This window comes from Paenibacillus sp. KS-LC4 (assembly GCF_036894955.1).
GTDB lineage: Bacteria > Bacillota > Bacilli > Paenibacillales > Paenibacillaceae > Pristimantibacillus.
Genome location: NZ_CP145905.1, coordinates 4496014 through 4520686 on the forward strand (window position 1 = coordinate 4496014; position 24673 = coordinate 4520686).

General features: G+C 47.1%; 20 protein-coding genes and 1 riboswitch. Of the genes, 3 read left to right on the forward strand and 17 right to left on the reverse strand.

The features are described 5' to 3' along the window. Positions 1-140 precede the first annotated feature (140 nt). The 3 genes from V5J77_RS18950 to V5J77_RS18960 are packed head-to-tail and all read right to left on the reverse strand — an operon-like array spanning position 141 to position 2550. Positions 141-1019: an AraC family transcriptional regulator gene (locus V5J77_RS18950; protein WP_338552381.1), complete on the reverse strand. Its 879-nt coding sequence runs from the start codon at positions 1017-1019 to the stop codon at positions 141-143. 39 nt (positions 1020-1058) lie between these two features. Then, positions 1059-1805 (reverse strand): iron export ABC transporter permease subunit FetB, encoded by a 747-nt coding sequence (gene fetB, locus V5J77_RS18955; RefSeq protein WP_338552382.1) that lies wholly within the window; start codon positions 1803-1805, stop codon positions 1059-1061. Further along, positions 1798-2550 (reverse strand): ATP-binding cassette domain-containing protein, encoded by a 753-nt coding sequence (locus V5J77_RS18960; RefSeq protein WP_338552383.1) that lies wholly within the window; start codon positions 2548-2550, stop codon positions 1798-1800. Before V5J77_RS18960 ends, fetB begins: the two co-directional genes overlap by 8 nt. Before the next feature lie 265 nt (positions 2551-2815). Between V5J77_RS18960 and V5J77_RS18965 the strand changes: the two genes are divergently transcribed. Next, on the forward strand, positions 2816-3547 hold the full coding sequence (locus V5J77_RS18965; protein ID WP_338552384.1) for a response regulator transcription factor: 732 nt from the start codon (positions 2816-2818) through the stop codon (positions 3545-3547). A 149-nt stretch (positions 3548-3696) separates the two neighbouring features. On the opposite strand, the gene V5J77_RS18970 is transcribed toward V5J77_RS18965, so the two are convergent. The 5 genes from V5J77_RS18970 to V5J77_RS18990 form a co-directional block, all read right to left on the reverse strand. Next, entirely contained in the window at positions 3697-4566 is an 870-nt protein-coding gene (locus V5J77_RS18970; RefSeq protein ID WP_338552386.1) for an ABC transporter ATP-binding protein, read from the reverse strand. Continuing rightward, a complete protein-coding gene (gene cbiQ, locus V5J77_RS18975) occupies positions 4553-5374 on the reverse strand; it encodes a cobalt ECF transporter T component CbiQ (RefSeq protein WP_338552387.1) in 822 nt (273 codons plus the stop codon). Before cbiQ ends, V5J77_RS18970 begins: the two co-directional genes overlap by 14 nt. Beyond that, a complete protein-coding gene (locus V5J77_RS18980; protein WP_338552388.1) occupies positions 5371-5655 on the reverse strand; it encodes an energy-coupling factor ABC transporter substrate-binding protein in 285 nt (94 codons plus the stop codon). Before V5J77_RS18980 ends, cbiQ begins: the two co-directional genes overlap by 4 nt. Next, positions 5655-6428 (reverse strand): energy-coupling factor ABC transporter permease, encoded by a 774-nt coding sequence (locus V5J77_RS18985; RefSeq protein WP_338552389.1) that lies wholly within the window; start codon positions 6426-6428, stop codon positions 5655-5657. Before V5J77_RS18985 ends, V5J77_RS18980 begins: the two co-directional genes overlap by 1 nt. 267 nt (positions 6429-6695) lie before the next feature. Continuing rightward, positions 6696-6900: riboswitch (cobalamin riboswitch) on the reverse strand. An 88-nt stretch (positions 6901-6988) separates the two neighbouring features. Then, positions 6989-8224 (reverse strand): DUF445 domain-containing protein, encoded by a 1236-nt coding sequence (locus V5J77_RS18990; RefSeq protein ID WP_338552390.1) that lies wholly within the window; start codon positions 8222-8224, stop codon positions 6989-6991. 486 nt (positions 8225-8710) lie between these two features. Here V5J77_RS18990 and V5J77_RS18995 point away from each other — a divergent pair, with 486 nt between their 5' ends. Together V5J77_RS18995 and V5J77_RS19000 are read left to right on the forward strand one after the other, a co-directional pair. Next, positions 8711-10039 (forward strand): TrkH family potassium uptake protein, encoded by a 1329-nt coding sequence (locus tag V5J77_RS18995; protein ID WP_338556922.1) that lies wholly within the window; start codon positions 8711-8713, stop codon positions 10037-10039. 192 nt (positions 10040-10231) lie between these two features. Further along, positions 10232-11461, forward strand: a complete 1230-nt coding sequence (locus V5J77_RS19000) for a hypothetical protein (protein ID WP_338552391.1) — start codon at positions 10232-10234, stop codon at positions 11459-11461. A 437-nt stretch (positions 11462-11898) separates the two neighbouring features. On the opposite strand, the gene V5J77_RS19005 is transcribed toward V5J77_RS19000, so the two are convergent. The 9 genes from V5J77_RS19005 to V5J77_RS19045 form a co-directional block, all read right to left on the reverse strand. After that, on the reverse strand, positions 11899-13662 hold the full coding sequence (locus V5J77_RS19005) for a hypothetical protein (RefSeq protein WP_338552392.1): 1764 nt from the start codon (positions 13660-13662) through the stop codon (positions 11899-11901). A 197-nt stretch (positions 13663-13859) separates the two neighbouring features. Next, entirely contained in the window at positions 13860-14804 is a 945-nt protein-coding gene (locus V5J77_RS19010; protein ID WP_338552393.1) for a TIM barrel protein, read from the reverse strand. A gap of 26 nt (positions 14805-14830) precedes the next feature. After that, positions 14831-15706, reverse strand: coding sequence for a carbohydrate ABC transporter permease (locus V5J77_RS19015; protein WP_338552394.1), 876 nt, complete (start codon positions 15704-15706; stop codon positions 14831-14833). Between the two features lie 56 nt (positions 15707-15762). Further along, a complete protein-coding gene (locus tag V5J77_RS19020; RefSeq protein ID WP_338552395.1) occupies positions 15763-16665 on the reverse strand; it encodes an ABC transporter permease subunit in 903 nt (300 codons plus the stop codon). 97 nt (positions 16666-16762) lie between these two features. Next, on the reverse strand, positions 16763-18370 hold the full coding sequence (locus V5J77_RS19025) for an extracellular solute-binding protein (protein ID WP_338552396.1): 1608 nt from the start codon (positions 18368-18370) through the stop codon (positions 16763-16765). Positions 18371-18812: 442 nt separating this feature from the next. Continuing rightward, positions 18813-21047 (reverse strand): helix-turn-helix domain-containing protein, encoded by a 2235-nt coding sequence (locus tag V5J77_RS19030; protein ID WP_338552397.1) that lies wholly within the window; start codon positions 21045-21047, stop codon positions 18813-18815. 212 nt (positions 21048-21259) lie between these two features. Next, on the reverse strand, positions 21260-21631 hold the full coding sequence (locus V5J77_RS19035) for a DUF4180 domain-containing protein (RefSeq protein WP_338552398.1): 372 nt from the start codon (positions 21629-21631) through the stop codon (positions 21260-21262). 214 nt (positions 21632-21845) lie between these two features. Next, entirely contained in the window at positions 21846-23357 is a 1512-nt protein-coding gene (locus tag V5J77_RS19040) for a malate:quinone oxidoreductase (RefSeq protein ID WP_338552400.1), read from the reverse strand. A 322-nt stretch (positions 23358-23679) separates the two neighbouring features. Continuing rightward, on the reverse strand, positions 23680-24606 hold the full coding sequence (locus tag V5J77_RS19045) for an aminoglycoside phosphotransferase family protein (protein ID WP_338556924.1): 927 nt from the start codon (positions 24604-24606) through the stop codon (positions 23680-23682). Positions 24607-24673: the final 67 nt, after the last annotated feature.

A 24673-nucleotide genomic window follows, 5' to 3' on the forward strand; every position in this document is an offset into this window, starting at 1 on the left:
ATTTACGCCTCCAATGGCTCGCAATGTAGTAGTGAACAATATGCTAATTGTAGCACCGGCAGCATGAAGGCGTTTGCACAATTATAACTTCTATTTTGCTTCTTTGTATAAAATTCTAACTTTATATCCTAAACGAACAATTAGCGCTCCACTTCCTTGCGCACCGCGCGGCGATAGGCAAGCGGCGTTTCATTCGTATATTTTTTGAAAAGAGTACTGAAATATTGGCTGCTGTTCACGCCAACATAATGGCAAATATCACTGACCGGAATATCGGTCTGCTCCAGCAGCATTCGCCCCTTCTCCATCCGAAAGCGCATGACGTAGTCCATAACCGAGCTACCCGTACCCGCTTTAAATATACGGTGGAAATACCCCGGATGCAGCCTTACCGCAGCCGCAATATCCTTAACCTGAATATCGCGGTCATAATTTTGCTGAATAAAAGCGAGGCTCTCGCCCACATAAAACTCCGATGCATCATGCGACTGGCTGGAGGCCTCCTGTGCAAGCCTGCCAATTTGAACAAGCAGCTGCGTCAGCTGAAGTGCAGTGAGAAGCGGCTCCGAGCGCCGCTTGCCGTCCAGTTCCAGCACGAGCGCCTTCAGCATTTGATACACATCGCTTGGATCGTAAAGCAGCAAATAATCATGCTGCACAGCAAGCAGCGCCGCAAGCGCATGATCTGTCTCCGCCAGTTGTTTAAGGGAAGGAAGTCCCACACCAGTATGGCTAAAAATAAATTCAACATTGAGCATCCGGCATGCGGTGCCCTCCGCAACAAGAAGGCGGTGTGCGACCATCGAGTCGATGACGATGAAATGCCCTTTTTCCATCGGGATGGATTTATTCGGCAGCTCTACCGTGCAATCGCCTGATATGACATACATAATTTCAACAGCGCTATGCTGGTGGTAAGCCATTTCGAAGCCATTCCATTCCTTAAAATAATAAGCTACTACACGAGGATGCTGCTCGGCCTGCATGAGTTGCCCCTGAAAAATACCCCTTCTTTCCACTTCATCGTCCCTCCTCTAAGTAAACACCTTCCAAGCTGCTTACAGCAGCCTGCCGTTATCTTTAGCGAACCACAGCTGCATCGTCAGCATGCTGAGCACAATTGACGTCAGAGACGACGAAGCCGACATCGCAAAGACGATCAATATTTGATAGCGGACCGCCTCAATCGGGTCTGCCCCAGCGACGATCATTCCTGTCATCATGCCTGGCAGCTGTACGAGTCCAACCGTCTTCATGCCGTCCAGCGTAGGAATGAGACTGGAGCGCACTGCCCGGCGCACGGCTTGGCGAATCGCCTGCTTTGCGGTCGCTCCAAGCGCCAGCAGCGTCTCAATCTCTCCCCGCGACGCTTCAAGCTCCCGTTTCATATGGTTTAAATAGAGGCCGCATACGATCATGGAGCTGCCGATAATCATCCCGCTGACCGGGATGATATACCTTGGCTCAGGCTCAATAATACGAAGCGAGAGCAGCAAGGCCAGCGTTACCGCCTCCGTGCCTGCCAATGTAAGCGCAATGCGCAGCCGGATGCCCTTAACCGGCATGGCACGGGAGCCGGCATTCCATGACGCAACCGTAATCATCGAAATAATAATGAGCACAATAAAAATCGGATGATTCGTCTCAAAAATAAAATGCAGCAAAAAACCGATAAACAGCAGCTGCACAGCGGAGCGAATCGTACCGGTAATAATCTCCTTCTCCAGGCCCAGCTTTTGCTTCATTGAGATAAATGTCGTAATGGCAACAAATACTAGCGTACAGGCGAGCGCAATATTATTCATGGGGGTCCTCTCCTTGCTCCCGCGCATGCTGACTTTCTAAAAAGCTGCGCCCCTGCTCCGATCCGGGATTTGTGAAAAAAGCTTCCGTAGCGCTTTGCTCCAGCAGCCTGCCCTCCGCCATAAACCAGATACGCTCGCTTATTTGCCGTGCCTGCTCTAGATCATGAGTAATCCAGATGAATGCCGCGCCTTCCTTCGAGCACCATTCGCGTAGAAACTGCTCTACCTGCCGCTTGCTCTTCGGATCAAGCGATGAAGTCGTCTCATCCAGCAGCAGCAGCGGGGAACGAAGCACTAATGCCCGCGCAAGGGCTGTCCGTTGTTTTTCTCCGCCAGACAAGCTTTCCGCCTCTTTGCTCCATTCGATATGCTCAAGGCCAACGCCTTCCATACACCGCCTCGCCAGCGCTTCATCGAACGGCTTCCCTTGCAGCTCGCTTACCGCTCGCAAGTTATGCTCGACCGATCCCGGCAGCATGCTCGGCGTCTGAGCAACGTAACACACGATGCGCCGCCACTGCTCGGGCTTCCACTCGCTGCTTGTCCGTCCCTTCAGCAATAGCGTTCCTGCATCCAGCTCACCAAGCAGCGACACGATTCGCAGCAGCGTGCTTTTGCCCTGTCCGGATGCGCCTAGCAGCGCAATACGTTCCCCGGCCTGCACCTGTGCTGTAATCCCCTCAAAAATCCATTCGGGAGGTTTTCTATATTTCGATACGTTATCCAAGGTTAATAAGGGGGTCACCTAGCTCTCTCCTTCATCCATAGCCTGCATTTCACCATTATACTCTGCTCCCTGTCTGCTCGAAAGGGAATAGCCAGACGACGATTGGGAGCAGTTGTTGGACTGTATCGGCACTCATAAGCAATTGTGTCATTTTCGCGGCTGTCCTTCGGCTAATGCGGCAAGAAACGGAGGTTTTTTAGTTGACAACAATGGGGGCTGCATGTAATGATAATGATAATTGTTATCAATTGTGAATATAAACATAAAGATGAGGTGTGGAGCCATGGCATTTCAGCAGCCATATAGCATTCTGATTGTGGATGATGAGGAGCATATCCGCAAGCTGCTCAAGCTATTTTTGAAAAAAGAAGGCTGGATCGTTGAAGAAGCCTCGGATGGCATCAATGGCTTGTTCAAGGCGATGCAATACAACTATTCAATGATTTTGCTGGATCGTAATTTGCCAGGGATGGACGGGCTTGAATTTTGCCGCGAGCTCAAGAAGAAAAAATCGACACCCGTCATTATGCTTTCCGCCCGCGGAGAAGAGGATGACCTGCTCGACGGCTTCCAAGCGGGCTCCGACGATTATGTCGTTAAGCCATTCAGCCCGCGCGAGCTGATGTACCGCATTAAAGCGATCATTCGCCGCACCTCGGAGTTTGCTTATCGCGCCTTGCAGCGCAAGCAGACGCCCGATCTCACGCTGCCAGGACTCGTGTTCGATTATGATTCGCGGCAAGTGATTGCGGGAAACAGCAAGGTGAAGCTGACGTTCCGTGAATATGAGCTGCTCCGGTTCATGGCAGCCAACATTAATCAGCCCATTTCCCGCGAGGATTTGATGCGGCGCATTTGGGGCTACCAATCACTCGGCGATTACCGAACGATTGATACCCACGTGAAGCGGATTAGAGAGAAGCTGAGCCGCGTCCACCCCGAATCTGCCTCCCTGCTTCAGACGGTATGGGGCATTGGCTATTGCCTGATGAATCCCGCGGCAGAGACCATTTAGATGAGCGGCTACAGCAGGCAGCATGGCATGACCTATCTATATTAGCCTGTTTTCCTGCCTGCCTTGTCCCCGCTCCCCCGGCTTGACCAACCCCGCTTCAAAACAAAGCAAAAGCTCCGCATTCGCCAATTAGCGCAAGCGGAGCTTTTTTAATATCTGTTAGATTTTACAGCTTCTTTAAATTGTGCGAGCGTGCGCGGCGCCTGCTGTTCTCCTCGCAGCTCAAACGGCAATGCTTCCCAGGCTTCCAGCACCATTGGCAGCGTGAGCCCAAGGCTTCTGAGACGCTCTCCTTCACCAAATACAGTCTCAGGCGTCCCCTCCAATATACAGCAGCCCTCATGCATAATAAAAATCCAGTCCGCCCAAGCATAGGCCATATTCATGTCATGCGTTGCCATAATCGGCGTTATGCCGCTGGCATGAATACGATCAAGCTCAGCTACCAGCCGCTGCTCCGATATCGGATCGAGATAAGCAGCCGGCTCATCAAGCAGCACCAGCTCCGGCTCAAGCGCCAACACGCCGGCAAGAGCGACGCGCTTCTTTTGTCCAAGGCTGAGATGATGCAGCGGCTTATGCGCCAGCTCCTGCAAGTTCAGCTGCTGGACGATACGCCCCGTACGCCTGTTTATTTCCTCTTCATGAAGCCCCGCATTGCGCAGCCCATAGGAAATATCCTCATAAGCGGTATTCAGGATGAGCTGATGCTCTGGGTCCTGAAAAACAAGACCAACACGCCGTCTCAAGCTGGCAAGCTCTCTGGGCTTGTAAGAAAGCGGCTCGCCGCGCCAGCTGACAAAACCGGATTGCGGACGATTAATGCCAATAAGCTGCAAAAAAAGCGTCGACTTTCCCGAGCCATTATGCCCGCACAACGCTATCTTCTTGTTCGCAGGAATGCGCAGCTTTAGCTCGTTTAAAGCGGCCTTGTCCGTTCCGGGGTAAGTATAGCTTACACTATTCATTTCCATGATTGTTGATGCCTGATCGTTGCCTGCCAGCTTATTCACCTCCATTCCGAAGCCATAGCTCTACTGCCAGTAAAAGGGTTAAGCCCAGCCCAGCTTCCGCCCAATATCGGAGGCGAACCGTCCGCTTTGCAGCAGGCGCAAGGCGGATCTCATTCGTGAAGCCTCTCGCCATCAGTCCGTTCGATAGCCCCTTATAGCGATGCATCGTCTTGACGAACAGCCTCACGGCAATAGCTGCCGTACCTTGCAGCTTGCCCTTGAAGCTGTTTTGGCCGCCGCGCGCGCGCTGTGCGATCAGCATAGCGCCCGCCGTATCCAGCAGCAGAAAGATGAAGCGATACATAATGATCATGAGCTCCAGTACAATTTGCGGCATTTTCAACCGCTTCAGCACCTGCAGCAGCTCGGGAAACGGGGTCGTCAGGGTGATGAAAAACAGGCAAGCCAAGCAAGCAAGAATACGCGTGAAAATATGTCCGGCCATCCCTAAGGATGCCTCCGGCACATACAGACTGATCGGCTCCCATGAAGCGAGCACCCAGCCTGTATTCTCAGCTGCCAGCCCTCCTGCTGCGCTGCCGCTGTTACCGCTGCTAGTGAATTCAATAAGCAGCGCTGGTAAGCTGAGAACGAACAGCAGGCAAGAGGAGAAAAGCATCACCATATAAAGCTTGGCGGGCACCCTTGCATAGCCAACCGTCCACAGCATAAGCCATCCAAAAATAGCCAGCTGCACGATCGGATGAGCAAGATAGGCAAGCAGCAGCAGCAGGGCTGCAAGTCCGCATTTCCAAAAGGCGGATAAATCCCGCAGCCGATTGGAATAAGAAATCGTATCCAGCCATTTCATCATTGCTGCTTTGTTTTCTCCGACTTCCCTTTAAATAGGCCAATCACATAGCCGATAATGCCAGCGCCTATCGCAGCTTGCAGCGCGAACAGCATGCTTTCTGTTTCTCCCGGCACCTCTGTCAGCGGAGACGCCCATGGCTCATAATGGGGCGCAATCGTCTGGATCATTTCCTCCGCTGCCCCATCCGCGCCGCCGAACTCGGCATTAATGAAGATTAATGGCGCAACGGCAAGTAAAATAACAATGGCTAAAATCCAAATATTTTTGGCACTGCGGCTCATTATACGCGTTCCCCTTTCATTCTCCGCTTCAAAATAGACAGCTCGTCCGTATTAAAAGATTGCAGCCAGTTCCAAATCAATACCGTCAGCAAGCCTTCACTAACAGCAAGTGGAATTTGGGTAATCGCAAAAATACCGCCAAATTTCATAAAGGACGCGATAATGCCGCCTTCGACAGCCGGAAAAGCAACTGCGAGCTGAATGGAAGTGACGATATAAGTTGCCAGATCGGCAACAGCAGCCGCCGAGAAAATCGCCAGGCCTTGCTTGCTGCCTGAGCGCATCAGCAGCCGATAGATCGCATAGCCCGCAGCAGGACCTGCAACCGCCATTGAAAAAGCATTCGCCCCAAGCGTCGTCAACCCCCCATGCGCCAGCAGCACCGCTTGAAACAGCAATACCATTGAACCCAATACGCTCATGGGCAGCGGCCCGAACATGACTGTTCCAAGCCCCGTTCCCGTCGGATGCGAGCTGCTTCCTGTAACGGAAGGAATTTTCAGCGCGGACAGCACGAAGGTAAAGGCAGCTGCCAAGCCCAGCATCAGCTTAAGCTCTGGCGCTTCCTTGGTAATCTTCCGAATAGCACGTACACCTAAGATGAAAAAAGGTATAAAGGCTACCCACCAAAAAATCGCCCAGCCTACAGGCAAAAATCCTTCCATAATGTGCATCGCATAAGTAGCTTGCGGCTCATTCACCAATAAAAAAAGCGTGAAGCCGATAATCAGCAAAGCGGTGCTTGCTGCCGTCTTTCTTTTTAACTTGACCATTTGTTTCATTACCCTCCCCATTGTTCTGTAAAGCTTGCAAGGTGAAACGGCCGAATGCCATCCTCTGGCGATCCGGAGCGGTTCAGACCGAGAAATATAGAGTAAGGATGGAAACCTCCTATCCGTTCTCTATATATTGAATAATAAAAAAGACCGCCTCCCCTTCGCCGGGAAAACGGTCATGTGTACGCAGAAATAGACGGTTGCGCCAGCAAACAGACTGGTAGCAATCGCTTTCGTTCGTACACCTATCCTTTCCGCGAAGGCACTGTGGTGCTGGAACGAGGTAGGTCTCCTGGCTAGCAGATCATCATTTTCCTTCGTCTTCCCCGGCTGCCCTTAAGCATGGCCAAGTGACTCCTGCTGGTGAAGGAAAACTCCCTGATTACAGTGGCGGGACCGCTCGGGATTTGCACCCGATTCCCTGTTACCCTTTGACGTGCGCAAAGGCACCTCGTTCCATGTCAATCCTCTTTATCATTCATTGGTCATTTTGTAGTTTGATCTTATCACAAAAGATTCAGGCTGTCCCCTATAAATGTAAATGGCCGAAATTGCTATTAGAAAAAGGACAAAATGACGCCTACGACAAAGCCGCATAATGCGCCGTTGACGCGAATCCACTGCAAATCGTTGCCGACCTTTTCCTCCAGCATCGAGACGAGCGCCTTGTCATCCATCCGTTCGAGATTATCCCGAACAAGCGCACCGATGCGGTAATGATTATTCTCAATAAGTCGCACGAGATAGCCGCGAATGCCGTTTTCCCAATTGGCTAGCATCTCTTGTTTGCCGTTCAAATAATCCGTTGCAAAACGGTATCCCTGTACGATTGCGCGCCCACCGCTGCGATGCTGCTCCTCCAGCTTATCCAGCACAAGCTGCCGCAGCTCCTCCAGACGCAGATGGATGAAGCGTTCCGTTTCTACGCTGTCCGCACCCTGTTCAATTAGCTGCTTCAGCTTGAGCATGAGCTCTTCGTTATCGGCAAGCTTCTCCGCCTGGGCTCTTACCTCAAGCAGCAGCTTCTGCCGATGCGGGCTCCCAGGATAAGAAAGCTCCTGCATCGTAGAGAGCAGCATGTTCTGAATCAAGCCGCCGAGCTTTTCCTCGTTCATAAAGCCGACGAAGGCTTGCAGCGCAAACCCCATGAAGCCGCCGACCTTAAGCTCCTCCAGCTTCTTAAAAGCGAGCTTGCCGAGCATTTCCTCGGTTTCACGCTTGCGAATCCAGTGGCCTACATGCTCAAGGCCATAATCCAGCGCCCGTTCATCCCAGCGCTCATGGACGAAACGATCCGCCAGCTTGCGTACGATTGGCGTAAAATCCTGCTTTTTCACATAATCCGCCAAAAAGCTATGCAGCACGCTGCTAATACGCTCCAAAGGCAATCGCTCAACAGCCGACTGGGCAAAATCGACAGCCGCCATTCTGAACCTGCGCTTGCCAATCAGCTTGGTCGCTGCCGATGCCGCACCAGCGAACAGCTTAAAGCCCGACAGCTTGCGGGTAATGCTGTCTTTATTCAGCAGTTCATTTTCCATCGCGCTAATGAGCGAGTTAACGATTTTCGCCCGGTTTTTGAGCAGCAAGGACGTATGCGGAATAGGAATGCCCATCGGATGGCGGAACAGCGCGGTCACAGCAAACCAGTCGGCGATCCCGCCAACCAGACCTGCTTCGAAGCCGCTTTCCAGCAAATGCGTCCAGGCGTTGTCTGGCAGCCACCATCTCGTCGTAATAAAGCCTGCCCCCATAACGGCAAGCGAAATGCCTGCTATATATCTTGATTTCATTATTGTCCTCCCTAATCGCGGCGCCCCAGCGCCTCCTGTTGCATATTGGCCTATTATACCAGATAATGAGGTGGCAAGCGCAAACGGCTGTGCCTGCCCTCGGCAGCACAAGCTCGTTTCGCGTAGAAATATAAGTATTAAATAAGAATAAAACTTATTAGTCTTATATTTCAAGCGCAAACGGCGTTGTCGGTTAATGACAACAACAGCTCGTTTCGCGTAGAAATATAAGCATTAATAAGAATAAAACTTATTAGTCTTATATTTCAAGCGCAAACGGCGTTGTCGGTTAATGACAACAACAGCTCGTTTCGCGTAGAAATATAAGCATTATAATAATAACAATACTTATGCATCCTTATATTTCAAGCGCAAACGGCTGTGCCTGCCCTCGGCAGCACAAGCTCGTTTTTCAACTACACCATTGTTTCGTTACCTATAAAGGGGATTAACTGTGTGCTCAGACTACGAACTATTTTTCTAAAAATGACTCCGCCGCAAATTCTTACGCTCGGCTTTCTCGCGATTATTGCGGTTGGTACTCTATTGCTTTCCCTGCCTTATGCCTCGGCAAACCATCACGCAACGCCGCTCATTGACGCATTGTTCACAGCCACCTCCGCTGTTTGCGTAACGGGGCTTGTCGTCGTCGATACCGGCATCCACTATTCGACCTTTGGCGAGCTCGTTATTCTCGTACTTATGCAAATTGGCGGGCTTGGCTTTATGACGATGTCTACGCTGTTCGCCCTTGCATTGCGCAAACGAATATCGCTGCGCGAGCGGCTGCTGCTGCAGGAGTCAATGAATCAATCCTCGCTGGAGGGGATCGTCCGCTTCATTCGGCGCGTGCTCATTTATGCTTTTGCAATCGAAGGGGTAGGCGCTCTCGTTCTCGCACTGCGCTGGTCAACGGAAATGCCCTTTGGCAAGGCGCTATACTTCGGTATTTTTCATAGCGTGTCGATGTTCACCAATGCTGGATTTGATATTATGGGCCCGATGAACGGTCCGTTCAGCAGCTTTGTCAATCATGTCAACGACCCAATCATTAATGTGATCGTCATTGCGCTTATTTTTCTCGGCGGGATCGGCTTTATCGTTCTGGCGGAAATGTGGGATTATCCCAAAACGCGCAAGCTGTCGTTTCACTCCAAGGTTGTGCTGTATGCAACAGGCATTTTGTTTGTTGCAGGTGCAGCCGTTATTTTTATTTTTGAGTTTACGAATACCAAAACACTAGAACCGCTTAGCATAAGCGGCAAGCTGTACAGCTCATTGTTCCAAAGTATATCGCCGCGTTCAGGCGGCGCCAATACGCTTGATATTCCATCAATGCGCCATGCAACGCAGTTTCTCATTATTTTGCTCATGTTCATTGGTGCGTCACCCGGCTCTGCGGGCGGCGGCATTAAGGTGACGACGTTTGCGATTCTGATAGGAGCGGTGTTTGCGATGATTCGCGGCCGCGAGGATGTTGTTTTTTTCCGCAGAAGACTGGCGAAGGATCGCGTGTACAAGGCGCTGACAATTACGATTGCATCGCTGGCGGCGATTATTTTATTTACAATGATTTTATCTACGACCGAGGATGTCGATTTCCTCGTTCTGCTGTTTGAAGTGACGTCGGCTTTCGGTACAACCGGATTATCGCTTGGCTTGACACCGCATTTGACCGTAATCGGCAAGGTGCTGATTATCATTATGATGTTCGCTGGGCGGCTCGGGCCGCTGACGCTGGCGTTTACACTCGTTCCAACGCAGGAGAAGAAGGAGCTGTATCGTTATCCGGAAGGTAAAATTATGATCGGCTAGCAACTGGCGTGGCAAAATTATTTTTCAAAGGACAGGCTACCGCATTATATATGCTCTGAGCTAGCTGAATACGTTCAGCTCTCAGGGTATTTTTTTTGCGCTGAAAATCTAGTATTATACATTTTTGGTGTTCATAATCCGATAAAAAGGATAGGACTATTTTACTAAAATGCTGCAAGGGAGAATCATTGAATGTCTGATAGGTTGAAAAATATTTTGAAGCTGCTGCAAGAGCTATGGTTTGTGCCATTTGTCGTTTATACCGCCGGACTTGTGTATGTACAAGGCTCCTTTCATCCTTATTTCGGTGATCTGTTTATATTCAAAAATATTTTAACATTTTACCCTGTATCTCAAAGCCTGTATTGGATTAACGGTATTTATTTCTCCTTCTTTTTAGCACAACCTGTTATAACGATAGCTATATTGGAGTCGCAAAAGGCTAGAAGAAAGCCGCGTAAGGCACCGAACCGCTCAAATGTGAAACTAAGGCGTTTTTTGTTTTTCTTATTCCGAAATCGGAGACATCGCTTTTTTTACCCACTACATAGTGTCATCTTTTTGGTCTTAATCTTTTCAATGCTTTTATTTCAAATTTTCACGTTGAATAAAGATTTACATCTGCCGTTAAGTATGCAAAATATACTTTTTTATAATGTTTTTTTCTTTATCCTATTTATTTCATATCAAATTAAAACCAAAGAATCAACGGCTAAAATAAGCATTATTTTCGTTGCAGCTCTCACTTTAGTTATTTCGATATACCTTAGCGGCATTCATGCGCAATATATTAATCTTACGAAATACGACGCTCAGAAGAGCAAGATTGAAATGTCCAGAGTCTCATTGGATAACGAAACGCTGACACTCATTAAAATGGATATTTCAGCTGATTATTATATCGGATACCACCTAAGTACTAATCGAACCATTTTTTTAGCTAAGGATAATATTAATAAAATCGAAAATTTTCAGGCCTCTTATGCAGGAAAAAAACAGCTCGCTGATCCATCTGCTGTAAACGATGAAGAGGCTGCCATTATTAAAACGTTGCAAAGCTATTATGATTTTAGAATCCACTCTGGGAAGTACACGAAAGCTTGTACACAATCATGCGCCTCATTCGACGCATTCAAGCAGCTTCAATCAAATGCCTACTTGGGCAAAACATCAGATTCCATTCAGTTAAAGTATTTGCAGAACAGCCCTTATCGCGGCAAAGATGTGAAAAACTATTATGGAGTAGACTTCTCCCTGCCAGAACAGATTGAAGGCGACGCGAATGTAAGAGCCGTCTACGTCAAAGAATATTGGAAGGACGACATTTTCTATCTAAAATATACACTGCAAAATGTCGCTGCATCGGATAAAAACCCATGGATCATCATTAAAGATGAGGACATATTCTTTGACTTTCAATAATGGAGCTCAAGAGATCGAATATAGCCTGGATACGCAGTGAGGATGTCTGTAGCAACAGAAGAATAGCAAACAGGAATTTGGCGGACACAGCAGCAGCTATTTGTTGCAGATAAGGGGAATGAGTAGGTTCGCGGACTCAGAAGCCGCTAAACGCCCACTTTATGAATATTTATAGCTACAAAAAACGTCTTAACGGCTTCCCTGTCCGTTCACCCTCCAAAATCGCCTAAAATAAGGAAATAGCGGCACCTGAGTCCGCTTAGACTAAAACCATCCCCCCTTCTGGGGGAGCATCATCTTTTATGCTTTCGCCGCTATCGCTCAGCACTGCACTAGGTTTACTGATTACCGGTTGTTGCGGCCGCACGGCACAGATAAACACAATGCCATGCTAGCCATCATCTGCTATGCGTAATGCATCCAAGCCATCTACTAAATTACTGCCCACTCGTCCCATTGTCATCACTTGGCGACAAGCGAATATGAAACGTTCGGTCATATGGCGTTAGCACATTGACGACAAGCGTCTGGCAATCTGACGGGAATGCCGCGCCACGAATCGATTTAGCCCAATGCTCATGGGCAGCGCCGTCCATTTCAATCCAATCATCGCCAGCCGTATATTTAACAGTACCCGCTTTCCAAAATTGCGTGCCTGTTTCCGCAGGAGCCAATTCGCCGCCAGCTAATTGCCCTTCCTTACCGAAGATGAAGGAGATTTGGGTTAAAAGTACATCCGGCTTGTCACATTGAACTCGAATATGCCAGCCGTCTGGTGATTCAATGAGCTCAATGCGTACATCATGCTTCTGAAGATGCGTTACTTCACGCAATTGATGCGGCAGCAAATACCATGGGCTGACAGCGCTGCTCGCTATTTCAGGCAAACGATCCGTCGGAATCGGCCCATAATAGCCCTTTGATTCCGTCCCCGTCAGAATGAAGCCCGATTCAAGCTGCTCCATATCGTTCATTTTGATAAACCCTGGCTCGAACGAGCTGCTAACCTGCACACCAAGCAGCCGCGCCGCTCCATGCCGAAGGGCAAAAAACGAATTCGTCTCCGTCATAACCGTTACACTCGTTTGACCCTCTCGCTGCCGGGCAACAGGTGCGCCGAATTCGGGATGCAGACGGCTGTGATAGATTTTTCCATCATGACCAGCAGACGCCATCTGATTTAAATAATATGGACGATTAAATTTTCCATTGATGACAACGCGATAATGATCGGGTAGACTGCCGCTTTCCACACCAGACTCTTTCAGCTCCGGATGAAGCAAATACCCTAGAAATACATTGTTCGAGATCGCTCCCGGATGGTTAAGCGCCTCGATTCCAAGCTCAGCCAACGCAGCAAATAGAGCATTCTGATCACGATGCGCCATAAGACTTGCTACGAGTGCATAGCTGGACATGTCAAACAATTGTCCAAAATCCTGGCGTCCGGAATAATCCGTTACGACCTCTCCATCCGGGTGAATGAGATAAGCCATCATCCGCAAATTGCGGCGAACCGGCTCCAGAAGCTCGGGTCTTCCAAGCAGCTCAGCAGCGTGGAACAGCATGACGTCGCTCACGCCGTTATAAATACCATTGCTGCGCTCCGTCCATTCTCCATCCTCCGTGCAATCCATACCCTCAGCCAGCCATTGATCGGCGCGAGCTATCAGCTCCGCATGGCCAGTCAAGCGATGCAGAAATGCAAGTGCCGCTGTCAAAACCCAACGATGGTTCGGTGTATGACAGCCGCCTGTCAGCAATGCTGGCGCAGAACGCTCCAGAAATTTTCTAATGTCCGCCCTAGCCTGTTCCAGCTCTGTCCATTCATGCTTCATCAGCAATTCAAGCAGCTGAGCAAGTCCAACAACGGCAAAAGCAGTATCTGGCGGCGAATGCATATTGGTCCAGCCGGGCGATATCGTTCCATCCTCGTGCTGTTCGCGCACAATAAATGCCGCAGCCAATTCCAAACGGCGCAGCAGTTGTTCGTCATGATAATAGTTGGAGCGTTCATCCACTAATGAGCACGCCCACATCGCCATAATCGTTGGCGTTCCCATGTGGGTCGGCCAAGCAACTCCATTATCCGGTTCGGCTATACCACCATAGAAGCGGCTGCCGATATCCATTATTTGATTGTCGATTCCTTGCTTGACCCAGCCATCGTTGACGGCAACCAGCTTCGCATGCATGTTCATCTTCCTTCCTCTTCATCCTTTAATCCACTAAGCGCAAGCCTTATAGCAGCCAGCTCCGCCTCAATCCGCACAGGTATTTCTTCGTACAGCTTTTCCCAAGGAACGAACAACGGTTCACGCTCCGCAAGCTCGTAAGGAACGAGCTCAAACGATGGCGTGAACCGATGATACGCCTGCTGATAAAAATATTCATCGTCCTAGATTTCAGACAGCTTGGCGAGCAGCAGCTCGTGGCTCTGTTCGATTTCCTCTGGTGTACATGCGGCTTTTAGCTCATACACCTTCACAGGAGCCGCCTCGATAATAGGAAGGAAGCGGTCGAAATAATGCATGTCCCCACTGTGTACATATGGACACCAGTGATCCGACAGCCCTACCGTCTCATGAATATGAATACCGACCACATTGTCCTTTATAGCTTCCATATCCCGTGCATTATCGTACAAGCCCATACGCTCCATCATCATGCCGTGGCCAAAATCGTACCACAAGCCGACTGGGGCGCCCTTCAGCCGATCAAATACCGTTTTCGCCTCGCGCAGTGTCGGCATCTGATAACAGCGTGAACGCGTCTCAATTCCAATGGATACGTCCCAGCCCTTGGCTGCGATGATTTCGCAAATTTCTTCCAGACTGTCGCCAATTCGCTGCACATAGTGCCCCGACAAGGACTCTCTGCGCTCCAGCATCTCGTTCCACAGCTTTACGTATGCAGGGGAATCCGGTCCATGGTCATGGTAAATTTTTTTGAGCTCATTATCAATGTTATAATCGAACGGTACTTCGCCCGGGTGGACGACAACAGCCTTCGCCCCATAACGATTCGCATATTCCGCCGAACCGATCAGCAGCTCAATGGCACGCTTTCGCTTCTCTTCATCCTCAAAGCCGAGCAGCACCGAATCGGTACCGTAATCAGGGTCTGGATCATGCGGAAACGTATTGTGGACACTCGATACTCCGATTTCTCCCCCTTCAATCATTGGCTCTATCGTGGTCAGCAGCTCTTGTGTAACGTTATAGTTCAGCTCCACGTAGCGAAAGCCGAGTTCCCGAATTTCATTGATCATGCTGCTGCCGACATCATGACGTTTAATATTCCAGCATGTCGAGAACGAAAATTGTCCTTTATCCTTTCCCATAAGCTCCTCCTGAAATAGAGACTCGTTTAACCTTTGACCGCCCCGAGCATAACGCCGCTAACAAAATACCGCTGCAGCCACGGGTAGACAATCATAATCGGCACGGTTGCGAAAATAACGCTCGCCGCCTTCAAGCTTTCCGGCTGCAGCTTCGCCTGTCCAGTTGCGCCCTCCATTACGAGCAGCTCGCTGACCATGTTGTTTTGAACGAGCTGATAAAGCTTTAATTGCAGCGGATACATCTCCGGGCTCGTAATATACATAAGCGTATCTGTAAAGCCGTTCCAGCGACCTACCCCATAAAACAAGCTTAGTGTAGCAATAACAGGCAGCGAGAGAGGCACGATAATGCTAACCAAAGTGCGCAGATACGTGCTTCCGTCAATCTCTGCCGACTCCTCTAGCGAATCGGGAATGTTTTGAAAGAAAGTAATCAAAATGATCATATAAAATGGGCTAATGAGACCTGGCAGCATAAGCGCCCACATGGAGTCTAGCAAGCCTAAATTACGAACGAGCATATACTCCGGAATAAGCCCACCGCTGAAAAACATTGTAATGATAATAATGAACATGACTAGCTTGCGTCCCTTTAATTTCGTTTTGGCAAGCGGATAGGCCGCCGCAATTGTCATGACCATACACATAATTGTAAATAATACCGTCAGTATAATGGTGAAACCGAGTGAACGAATCATCGACTGATCTGAAAATACCTTGCTGTAGGCATCCCAGTTCATTTCGACAGGAAAAAGGCTGACCTCGCCAGACATGATGGAACGCGTTGAGCTTAATGAAATGGAAATTATGTGAAGAAACGGAGCCAAGCATAGCAGCACGAATATTAAAATAGCGATTGTATTGACAATATCAAAGGATCGGCTGGCTTGTTGATCTCTCATGTCATATCGCTCCTTTCTAATCTGAATCAAAATAAAAGTTTATACATTTTTATATTTTAAATGATGCTTTGGTCTGCCAGTTTTTTCGATAAGTAGTTGGCGCCTAATACAAACACAAGCCCGACAACTGCCTGAAACAAGCCGACGACCGTAGCAAGCGTATATTGTCCAGATTCAATGCCGATACGGTATACGAAGGTGCTGAGCACATCCGAATAATCCCGTACAGCGGTATTACCAATAATATAAGGACGTTCGAATCCGATGGCGATCATATTGCCCACGTTAATAATAAGGAGGGTAACAATGGTCGGCTTTAGGGATGGCAGCGTAATGCTCCAAATTTTTCTCAGTCTGCCCGCTCCGTCAACGTCAGCCGCCTCGAACAGCTCCCTATTGATACCTGTAAGAGCTGCCAAATAAATGATCGTACCCCAGCCGGCACTTTGCCATACGCCGACGATCAAATACGTAATTAACCAATCGTTTTTGTCCGTTAGAAAAGGAATGGCTTCAAATCCTAGCGAAGTAATGAAATTGTTTACCATACCGGATTGAGTACCAAAAACCTGGTAGACGATCCCGCCGATAATAACCCACGAAATAAAATGCGGAATGTACAAAATCGTTTGTGAAATCTTTTTGAACCAAGCCGTTTTGAGCTCATACAGCATAATTGCGATAAACAACGGTGCTGGGAAAGATACAAGCAGGTCCAAGAAATTAAGCATGAGCGTATTGCGCAGCGTCTTGTAAAAGTCCGCCATCGCGAATACTTCCTTGAAAGCATCAAGCCCTATCCACTCAGAACCATTAATACCTTGGAAAAAGTTGAAATCCTTAAATGCGATAATGATGCCATACATCGGCCCGTATTTGAAAATTAAGAAATAAGCAACCGGTAAAATAAGCAGCATATATAATTGCCAGTATCTGCGTAAATACACGCTCATGTTCAATATTATCCACTCCTATCTGCTAACGATTAAGCTCGGGGACAGGACTTAGATTATCCATCGTCCATTGTCCCCGAACTGCTTATTGCAGGCGTTCTATTTATTTCATAGCCTCATAAGCTTTTGTGCGTTCATCCAAAATCGCTTGACCGCCTGCTGCCATGTAGTCCTTCATAATCGATTCAAATGTGCTCTCGAATTGATCCGGCTTCACCATCGTTGTTTTTACGACAATTTCATTGAACTTGTCACGCAGCGCCGCACCATATTTGGCTTGGGCTTCAATTGGATGGTCGAACAAGACAGGCTTAATGGTATCCGTTCTGGAAATCGTCAGTGCTTTGCGAGTTTCTTCTTGGAATTTCTCAGGCATCCCTTGAACATAGGCTTCAACGTTGCGCTCTGTATCGCCCAGTTGCTTTCCGTTGGAGATAATGGCCATGTCACCGCCGTTGTATACGCGGTTTTTCACATCTGTAGGAGCATCTTCATTCAATACCGGGATACCATCCTTCAGTGTATAATTTTCGCCTGCTACGCCGTTTTGAATGGTAAGCAGATTATCTCCTGAGGCCATCCAATCCAAGTACTTGACTGCTTCTACCGCGTTTTTGCTGCTCTTCGGAATCATGAGATACATACCAACTGGCGCATATTCCGGCTTCGGATGCTTGCCCTCAGAATTGGTGTACACATCAACGGAGGACAGCTTCGCGTCTGGAATGTTCGTTTGCAGCGTCGAGTATAAGCCATCTGGGTAGAATGGGTTCATATCATCTTCGCTGAAGAAACCAACCAAGCCCTTAGACGCATCCTCGTTCAATTTCTTCTTGTCTTCATCAAGGCTAAAGTCTTTGCTCATTAGTCCTTCGTTATAAAGCTTGTTCATGAATTTCAAACCGTCTTTGAAGCCCGGAAGCAGGATCGGAAAGTCATTTGATCCGAGCTGCTGGATTTGCGTGTAGCGCTGTTCGTCAGTGACAGGTTGAATGAAGGACCATAGGAGCGGCTCATATTGAGCAGATGCTAATGCCATACCGAGCGGAATAACTTTGCCGCCTGTTTGACCCGGATCTTTTTCTTTAAACGCTTTCAAAGTCGTGTAAAGCTCATCTGTCGTTTGCGGTACAGGCAGGCCTAGCTTGTCAAGCCAGTCTTGACGAATAAAAGAGGAATATTTCCCCAAATGCGAACGTTTCGCTGGCAATGCAAATTGCTGGCCTTTATAGTTTCCGTAAGCCAATGTTTCATCGCCCAGGAATTTTTTGAGGTTAGGACCATACTGATCAAGCAGCTCGCCAAGGTCAGTCAAACCGCCTTGCTGAGCGTAACGGTAAAAAGTACCCGAATCATATGTGAATACAATGTCTGGAACATCGCTTCCGCTCGCCATAAGAACGTTAAGCTTCTGAATTTCCTCCGAACGTGGAATCGGAACAAACTGAACATCAATGTTATTTGGCGTGCCGAAATTGTCCTGTACGTATTTTGTTAAATAGTTATTTGTAATCGTCAAACCGGATGGCGTATTGCCCCGATCGAATACTTCCACCTTAAGTGTAGCTTTCTTGCCGGTAGTCGCTTCGCCCCCTGCTGCTTCGCTGCCCTTTTCATTGTTACTTCCACATGCACCAAGCAGCATCGTACCTGCAAGCGTTAGTGCTAGTAAAACGCTGACTTTCTTTTTCCCCTTTAGAACTTTCATCATTTGATTCAACCCCTCTTTCTTTTCGATTATTTTGCTCCCTTCACTCGATTATTAAACGAGAGTATAAAGCGTATTTGAACACGCTTTCATTCGTCGCTTGCAAACCGTGATTAGGAAGTGGCCTCAGTATGACACGCTATTTGGTATGCTTGCAATAAACCAGTTTCGGAGCGGCAAACCGTTATGCCGAACCCTTGCGCTGCATGGCTTTTGAGGATTAGAATAGATCATTTTCCCGACATAAACCGATTTCCATAAACACCGAAAAAGCCCGTCATAAAGCCATTTCCGAGGATAAACTCTTTTCGTGACAAACAAAAAGAAGCAGCCGCTCGAACATACTATCCTGTTCGAGCGGCTGCCTCTAAAAAAGCTCATCCATTCGTATTTAGATGTAATTGATAAGGTAATTGATAAGCTGAACGACTATTTCTTTGCCGCATTAGTTCAGAGCTGAAGGACGCATTTTAAGCTTGCGAAATTCGCCTGGCGTTACACCAGTTACTCGTTTGAACACTCGGCCGAAGGTAATGGAGTTCGCATAGCCAACCTGAAGTGCAATGCCTTGAATCGTCTCATCGGTATTCACCAGCAAGCGTTCGGCTTGCTGCATGCGAAGCTGAACAAGAAAATCAACAAACTTCATATCGTACTCCAGCTTGAACAAATAGCTTGCGTATTTGCCCGATATTTGAAAACGGTCGCTCAAATGATTGAGGGACAGGTCGGGATCAGCGAAGTTTTCCTGAATGTAGGCCTTCATATCCGTTATCATCGTTTTGTAGCTTTTCGTCTCACTCATGGCTACATAAGCATCGTAGAGATCAGTCAAATATTCTAGCAATAGCTCCTTCATTTCCAGCAAGGTCGAAGCTGTCTTCAGCTTGGCAAGCAGCGCAGCAGTGCGTTCTCCTTCCAAACATTCATTGAGTGCTTCTGATAAATCCTTCAGCTCACGGCTCAGCATTTGCATGAAGAGCTGCATAAGCGAATGAGTATCTTCATCTTTAATGGCTTCCGTACCGAGTCGTTTAAATAATTGCTCTAAAGTATTGCGCCAGCTTTCATTCGTCGCTCTAAATTCCTGCAAACAATCGGTACACATTTGGATGTAATTAAACGTACCGTGCTGTCTTTCCTTTGGAATATCGCCACTAAACGTAATGGCATCCTTTCCAATGCAAAGCTGATATTCCATACCGTTAAGGGCATCGCGATAGGATTGTCCAATTCGGCTCCATTCGTTTGCGATTGAACCAATCCCAATCGACAAATTAAACCGCAAATGCTCCCCAACCCATTGCCGCGCAACCACAGCAGAAGCCTGAAGCTGATCCAGCATCCGGGAATCGTCATTCGAAACCGCGAACACAAAGGTGATGAGATTTGGCGCCAGCCATTCTCCCCATCCCTGCAAGCCTTCGTTGTGTGCAAGCTCCTGCATGACATTGCCGAGCGCAAATTTTAGAACATTTTGCTCATTAAGCGTGTTTTCAGACTGAAATTCATCGTAACGGTTCAGCTTTACAACCATAACGGCATACCGTCCAGCGACCGGCAGCAAAGCCAGCTTTTGCAGGCGCTCTTTCGTTTGCCCATTTTGCTCCCCGCTTATCAGCTCGTTAAAAAGCTGCCTGCGCTGAAGCAGCATGCTTTCACGCTGATTCTTTTCGTGATCCAGCGACTGAACGATTAGATTTTCTAGCGCACGGTCAATCATCGTCAAATCGTCTGCCAGAACCGCTCCTCCGTCACCGCTCCGCAGTTGCAACGCCTGTATTCGATTCATCATTAAGCGAATCGGCTTATAATTGCGGCGCGTCACCCAAATAATATAAACAATTGCAGCTACAAAAGTCAGAACCGCCATAATCACCCACGCATAGGAAACGACCGATACCCAACCAAGCAAATGGCCGTCCTGGATACCACTTTCGAAAGTCCAGCCAAGTGAGTCTGAGGTAACTGTCGTTAGAACACTGCCTTCTTCTGATTCTCCAAAGCTATTGTTTATAGGATACACAGGCTTATTTTCTCCATCGGTAATTCGCATAAATGAAACCTGATGGCTTGTCATACTGTTTATCAATTGCTCAACTACGTACAAATCAATATTAATAACTAATATGCCTTCTTTGCCGAATGGGAAAGGCGTCCTCTTATGCATCGTAATGACCCTGACGGGCTTTAGTATGTCGAATTCCCGATACTCTCGGCTCGCCGACCATCCTTGATAATCCAGATTTTTTTTCGCCTGCTTAATAAAATCACGATCTCCAAAATCCGGGAGAAAAGTCTGTCCGCTCGACGTAAGCACCAAACCATCGGATTCCCTATAAAGATAGGCTGAATCAATAAAGTCGTTTTCCTCCACCAGCGAACGCAAACTATGAACGACGCCATATGTGTCGCTCGTTTCGGAAGATCCGTTTAAAAACGCAGCGTAGCTTTTATTTTTGGAGGCCTCGTTCATTGTATTAAACTCTGCTCCACGTATAGCACGCTCGACGCTTTCCACCACATAGCCGGTGGTGATGTTGTCTGCCTTTGCCGTTTCAGACCGTGATATCTCGTTAAGTGCAATGAACGATAAAAAAATAATCATTGACACAGTAAGTACAAGAATCGGAAAATAAGATACAAGCAACCGGAAGTACCAGTTGTTTAGCTTAAGCATGTTAAACCCCCTACAATAGCATTGATTTTTGTAAGCGTTACCATTTCGTCAAAACCGAAACAAGTTAAGCGGTATACTTTGTTAATCTATTGTAGCACAGCCCCTCTAAAATCGAAACACTTCATGACAGCCAAAATAGTGGTTACTAAAAAGAAAAAAGCACAGGCTAGCCACCAGTGCTTTAAGTAAGCGAGACAACACAAACCGAAAAATTAGTTAGTAATATTATGCAAAGCTAAAACAGCAGCCTGTTTGTCCCGTAAAAAAAATATCTGATTTCCATTATTGCACTCATAAATAAAATCCTTCAAGCTCTTGCTGGCATAGCTATCAAAATCACCAACAATGGCCAGCTTCACATTGTAGTTTACATATTTTTGTAATATCTCGCCTGCAAGCCTGGTTTTGAGGTCGAAGAAATCCTCCGTTAGGTTTGCTTTCTGCAACAAAATTTTATTGCATTCATGGTGGTAATTAACAGAAGCCATTAAATCCAATGCATCTTGAGCATCGCGGATAATCACATCCATACTTTCTATAACCGCAACTTTAGAGCTGCCTTGCCGGTCTATGGTTATGTTCATTTTTAATAAGTCTCCCCTTTTTAATTTTTCATGCCTTTTTTTCTGCAATTGCATGGATTGGACTGAGCAGGTAATTTTACAAGAAAGATGCAGCCTTCTTATTTCTAGATTATAGAAAGATAAAAAGCGCCCCGTTTTGCGGACGCCTTGTATCTTTCTATGATTTGCCTATTCGACTGCTAACCATGCTGAACGGTATTTAATCTCACAAACTTTAGTAAGAAGCCTGCTTGACTGGGCCCCGTTCACTGTTTAGACCAAGCGTCTGTGCAGTCGACGTATGAATTTCGTTTATAAGCTCTGGGTTTTGCAAAAGCTGCATGCCATAAGAAGGAATCATTTCTTTTATTTTTGGTTCCCATGCCTTCATATGCTGCGGGAAGCATTTCTCCATCAGCTCCAGCATAACGGATACCGCTGTAGAAGCACCTGGAGATGCGCCAAGCAAAGCAGCAATCGAGCCGTCAGCGGCATTAATCACTTCCGTACCAAATTGAAGCGTTCCTTTGCCAGCCGCTGTATCTTTAATGACTTGTACACGCTGGCCTGCTATTACAAGCTCCCAATCCTCGCTTTTCGCATTCGGGACAAATTGGCGTAAAGCCTCCATCCGCTGTTCTTTCGATTGCATAACTTCCTTAATCAAATATTGGGTCAAGGACATATTTTTGACGCCTGCCGCCATCATGGTTACCAAATTATCTGTTTTGACAGAAGCCAGCAAATCCATCATAGAACCGTTTTTCAAAAACTTTGGCGAGAAGCCCGCAAACGGTCCAAAAAATAATGAAGCCTTCTTGTCAATAAATCTGGTGTCAAGATGCGGAACCGACATCGGAGGAGCTCCGACTGGTGCTTGACCATACACTTTCGCATGATGCTGCGCTACAATCTCAGGCTTCTTGCATACCATGAATATGCCGCTTACCGGGAATCCGCCAATGCCCTTTCCTTCAGGAATGCCGGATTTTTGCAGCAAATGAAGGCTTCCGCCTCCGCCGCCAATAAAGACAAATTTCGCAGTACGGCGCTCGACAGCACCGCTGTCTACATTGCGTACTTTCAATTCCCACGAGCCGTCGCTTGCACGTTTAATATCATCCACATTATGCTTGAATTTAATATCGACATTTTTACTTTTCAAGTGTGTAAACAACATCCGCGTTAAAGCGCCAAAGTTTACATCCGTACCGGATTCGATTCTAGTGGCCGCTATAGGACCATTCAAAGTCCGTTCCTTCATAATAAGCGGAATCCAATCCAGCAACTTTCCCGGATCTTCGGAATATTCCATTCCTTGAAACAAAGGGTTGTTAGACAATGCTTCAAAACGTTTCTTCAGAAACGCGACATCTTTTTCCCCTTGTACTAAGCTCATATGAGGCAATGGCGTAATGAAGTCTCGCGGATTACGAATGAGTTGGTTGTCCACAAGATAGGACCAGAACTGCTTGGATACTTGATACTCTTCATTAACTTTAATAGCTTTGCTAATGTCTACGGAGCCGTCTGGCTTCTCCACGGTGTAGTTAAGCTCACACAAGGAAGAATGACCCGTTCCTGCATTGTTCCATTCGTTAGAGCTCTCTTCTCCTGCGCTTGCAAGTCGCTCAATCACTGTAATTTCCCAGTCCGGTACTAATTCCTTCAGCAGTGACCCCAAAGTCGCACTCATGATACCGGCACCAATTAAGATAACGTCTGTTTTGGTTTGTCTGTTGCTCATTTCTACCGTCCTTACACACTAATATTTGAAGAAAAAATGTAAGCTATCCCGCCTGCTCAACCTATTAAGCGAGTTAATCAAACATCTTTCTGATTCACGTTCTATTTTTCTTATCACAGCAAGTTTCATTACTATTATTAAAGTATTAAGATATTTACTATTATAAAGCCTTTACATATCATTCACAACAATAGGGAACATGTTACAATGTGCTTCTGATATCTTACGTTCCCAGGGGAGAAAGGAATAGCTAAATACATTTGTACATTACTACTATCATATCACAAAAATCACTCACTGTTAGCACTGATTTTGAATATAACTAGCCAATAAACCCCAGGGCCAGTCTGTAATGATAATCAGCGAGACCTTTAGCAAATGGCTGATCGGGAAATCCTCTATGAAGCAGCTTTAATCCACCAGAGGTTAACGAAATATGATGATGAAAACGATAAAATGACATTCGGTTTTGGTCAAGCTGATCCTTTTTCAAATAACGGTAAAACTCACCAAAACGAATTTGTAAAAAAGTGTGCTCATGTTCAATATCGTAAAATTCAGCGCCTTCAATATCTATGAAATAAGGCTCTAATCGGTCGGTGACCAAAATATGATCTGGACCAAGCTCACCGTGTATAAAGCCGTAGCGGTTTCTAGCTTCAATTCTTGCCTCCAGCTCATATAATTTTTCGAGCAGCCTTGATTCATTTCTCCGAATATCCTCCATATGTTGCGACGCATAGGATAACTGCGCTTTCGCATTTTCCAGCTGTAATAAATGGCAGTTTCGCAACTGCTCTTCCTCTTGATTAGGCTTTCCATAGCCCTGTCTTTCGTTGGCATGCATACCAGTAAGCATATCTCCGATACGCTCAAATAATTGGTCTTGAACCTTTGTATCGGAGTGTTGAAAATAGTGTTCCGCCTTATGTCCATTTACGTACTCCACGAGGGCATAATCAAAGTGGTAGCGGCTTCTTTCCGTATTTAAATGATAAAGAGCAGGGGTCTGAATGCCATGTTCTTTTAAATAGCGATTATTCATTTCAAATAAATGACTGCCATAGGATTGGTCAGCTATAGAAGCGCTTGCTATTTCCTCTTGAAAAAAATTCATGCTAAGATCCCATACATATAAAACGCAGGAAAAACGATTGGTGCAGTCTATTTTGTAAACCGCTTTTTGTGCACCACCATGCATTTTAGTTACGTTAGCAACGATATAATCAGTACCAAAAACCTTTCCCACATACTCCTGTAAATCTTTAAGCTTGAGATGGCAAAATAAAGCCACGGATCAACACTCCATTCATCTT

What these genes read in the sequence shown, in the direction of transcription:
- fetB (WP_338552382.1), bottom strand. Translation starts at nt 1,805, where the DNA reads ATGAATAATATTGCGCTCGCCTGTACGCTAGTATTTGTTGCCATTACG.
- V5J77_RS18965 (WP_338552384.1), top strand. Translation starts at nt 2,816, where the DNA reads ATGGCATTTCAGCAGCCATATAGCATTCTGATTGTGGATGATGAGGAG.
- V5J77_RS18970 (WP_338552386.1), bottom strand. Translation starts at nt 4,566, where the DNA reads ATGGAGGTGAATAAGCTGGCAGGCAACGATCAGGCATCAACAATCATG.
- cbiQ (WP_338552387.1), bottom strand. Translation starts at nt 5,374, where the DNA reads ATGATGAAATGGCTGGATACGATTTCTTATTCCAATCGGCTGCGGGAT.
- V5J77_RS18980 (WP_338552388.1), bottom strand. Translation starts at nt 5,655, where the DNA reads ATGAGCCGCAGTGCCAAAAATATTTGGATTTTAGCCATTGTTATTTTA.
- V5J77_RS18985 (WP_338552389.1), bottom strand. Translation starts at nt 6,428, where the DNA reads ATGGTCAAGTTAAAAAGAAAGACGGCAGCAAGCACCGCTTTGCTGATT.
- V5J77_RS18990 (WP_338552390.1), bottom strand. Translation starts at nt 8,224, where the DNA reads ATGAAATCAAGATATATAGCAGGCATTTCGCTTGCCGTTATGGGGGCA.
- V5J77_RS18995 (WP_338556922.1), top strand. Translation starts at nt 8,711, where the DNA reads ATGACTCCGCCGCAAATTCTTACGCTCGGCTTTCTCGCGATTATTGCG.
- V5J77_RS19000 (WP_338552391.1), top strand. Translation starts at nt 10,232, where the DNA reads ATGTCTGATAGGTTGAAAAATATTTTGAAGCTGCTGCAAGAGCTATGG.
- V5J77_RS19005 (WP_338552392.1), bottom strand. Translation starts at nt 13,662, where the DNA reads ATGAACATGCATGCGAAGCTGGTTGCCGTCAACGATGGCTGGGTCAAG.
- V5J77_RS19010 (WP_338552393.1), bottom strand. Translation starts at nt 14,804, where the DNA reads ATGGGAAAGGATAAAGGACAATTTTCGTTCTCGACATGCTGGAATATT.
- V5J77_RS19015 (WP_338552394.1), bottom strand. Translation starts at nt 15,706, where the DNA reads ATGAGAGATCAACAAGCCAGCCGATCCTTTGATATTGTCAATACAATC.
- V5J77_RS19025 (WP_338552396.1), bottom strand. Translation starts at nt 18,370, where the DNA reads ATGATGAAAGTTCTAAAGGGGAAAAAGAAAGTCAGCGTTTTACTAGCA.
- V5J77_RS19030 (WP_338552397.1), bottom strand. Translation starts at nt 21,047, where the DNA reads ATGCTTAAGCTAAACAACTGGTACTTCCGGTTGCTTGTATCTTATTTT.
- V5J77_RS19035 (WP_338552398.1), bottom strand. Translation starts at nt 21,631, where the DNA reads ATGAACATAACCATAGACCGGCAAGGCAGCTCTAAAGTTGCGGTTATA.
- V5J77_RS19040 (WP_338552400.1), bottom strand. Translation starts at nt 23,357, where the DNA reads ATGAGCAACAGACAAACCAAAACAGACGTTATCTTAATTGGTGCCGGT.